This window comes from Mycobacterium sp. (assembly GCF_040398885.1).
GTDB lineage: Bacteria > Actinomycetota > Actinomycetes > Mycobacteriales > Mycobacteriaceae > Mycobacterium.
The window spans coordinates 1-2,248 of sequence record NZ_JBBATF010000273.1 but is presented as its reverse complement, the minus strand read 5'-3'; the positions used below and the strand labels follow the sequence as shown (position 1 = coordinate 2,248).

Here is a 2,248-nt window from a genome sequence, read left to right as displayed (position 1 = left end):
AACACTTCGACTTCTTCCCGCTGACCATCGACGTCGAGGAGCGGATGTACGCCGCCGGGCGCATCCCCGGGTCGTTCTTCCGCCGCGAGGGCCGCCCCTCCACCGACGCGATCCTGACCTGCCGGCTCATCGACCGGCCGCTGCGCCCGACCTTCGTCTCCGGCCTGCGCAACGAGATCCAGGTCGTGGTCACCATCCTGAGCCTGAATCCCGACGACCTCTACGACGTGCTGGCGATCAACGCCGCGTCGGCGTCCACCCAGATCGCCGGCCTGCCGTTCTCGGGTCCGGTCGGCGGCGTCCGCGTCGCCCTGATCGGCACCCAGTGGGTCGCCTTCCCGACCGTCGAGCAACTCGAGGACGCGGTGTTCGACATGGTCGTCGCCGGCCGCGTGGTGCACGGCGGCGACGTCGCGATCATGATGGTCGAGGCGGAGGCCACCGACAAGGTCATCGAACTGGTCGCCGGCGGCGCCCAGGCGCCGACCGAGGCCGTGGTGGCCGAGGGTCTGGAGGCGGCCAAGCCGTTCATCGCCGCCCTGTGCGCGGCGCAGAGCGCGCTGGCCGAGAAGGCCGCCAAGGAGACCGCCGACTACCCGGTGTTCCCGGACTACGCCGACGACGTCTACACCGCCGTCGCCGACGCGGCCGGAGAGTCGCTGTCGCGGGCTCTGCAGATCGCCGGCAAGCAGGAGCGCAACGACCGCACCGACGAGATCAAGAACGAGGTGCTCGGCAAGCTCGGCGAGGCCTTCGCCGGCCGGGAGAAGGAGATCGGCGCGGCCTACCGTTCGCTGACCAAAAAGCTTGTCCGCCAGCGGATCCTGACCGACCACTTCCGCATCGACGGCCGCGGCATCACCGACATCCGGGCGCTGTCCGCCGAGGTCGCGGTGATCCCGCGCGCCCACGGCAGTGCGCTGTTCGAGCGCGGCGAGACCCAGATCATGGGTGTCACCACCCTGGACATGGTCAAGATGGCCCAGCAGATCGACTCGCTCGGCCCGGAGAAGTCCAAGCGCTACATGCACCACTACAACTTCCCGCCGTACTCCACCGGTGAGACCGGCCGCGTCGGCTCGCCCAAGCGCCGCGAGATCGGCCACGGCGCGCTGGCCGAGCGCGCGCTGATGCCGGTGCTGCCCAGCGTCGAGGAGTTCCCCTACGCCATCCGCCAGGTCTCCGAAGCCCTGGGCTCCAACGGTTCCACCTCGATGGGCTCGGTGTGCGCCTCCACCCTGTCGCTGCTCAACGCCGGTGTGCCGCTCAAGGCCCCGGTGGCCGGCATCGCCATGGGACTGGTGTCCGACGAGGTCAACGGCGAGACCCGCTACGTCGCGCTGACCGACATCCTCGGCGCCGAGGACGCCTTCGGCGACATGGACTTCAAGGTCGCCGGCACCAAGGAGTTCGTCACCGCCCTGCAGTTGGACACCAAACTCGACGGCATCCCGTCGAAGGTCCTGGCCGACGCCCTGGCCCAGGCCAAGGACGCCCGGATGACCATCCTGGAGGTGATGGCCGAGGCCATCGACGCGCCCGACGAGATGAGCCCGTACGCCCCGCGCGTCACCGCCATCAAGATCCCGGTCGACAAGATCGGCGAGGTCATCGGGCCCAAGGGCAAGATGATCAACGCCATCACCGAGGAGACCGGCGCCTCGATCTCCATCGAGGACGACGGCACGGTGTTCGTCGGCGCCACCGACGGACCGTCGGCCCAGGCGGCGATCGACCGGATCAACGCGATCGCCAACCCGCAGCTGCCCAAGATCGGGGAGCGGTTCCTCGGAACCGTCGTCAAGACAACCGATTTCGGCGCGTTCGTGTCGCTGCTGCCGGGCCGCGACGGCCTGGTGCACATCTCCAAGCTGGGCCGCGGCAAGCGGGTCGCCAAGGTGGAGGACGTGGTCAAGGTCGGCGACAAGCTGCGAGTGGAGATCGCCGACATCGACAACCGGGGCAAGATCTCCCTGGTCCCGGTCGGCGACGACACCGACGCGGCCGCGGGCGACGCTGCACCGGCACCGGCAGATGCCGCGACCGCTGACAGCTAGAGACACCGTCCGGCGCACCGTCCTGCCGGGCGGCCTGCGCGTGGTCACCGAAAAGGTGCCCTCGGTGCGGTCGGCGTCGGTGGGTCTCTGGGTCAACGTGGGCTCCCGCGACGAGGGTCCGACCGTCGCGGGGGCCGCCCACTTCCTCGTACACCTGCTGAGGGGACGGGGGTGCTGGCTCCTCATAAGCC

General features: G+C 69.7%; 2 protein-coding genes. Both read left to right on the top strand.

Annotated features, from left to right (window positions below; all coding sequences use genetic code 11):
• The coding region (locus tag ADBZ5U_RS15910; RefSeq protein WP_526811812.1) for a polyribonucleotide nucleotidyltransferase at window positions 1–2,057 on the top strand (2,057 nt) is incomplete at its 5' end.
• Window positions 2,035–2,248, top strand: a 214-nt coding sequence (locus ADBZ5U_RS15905; protein ID WP_526811811.1) for an insulinase family protein, incomplete at its 3' end; no start/stop codon positions are given. The genes ADBZ5U_RS15910 and ADBZ5U_RS15905, both read left to right, overlap by 23 nt.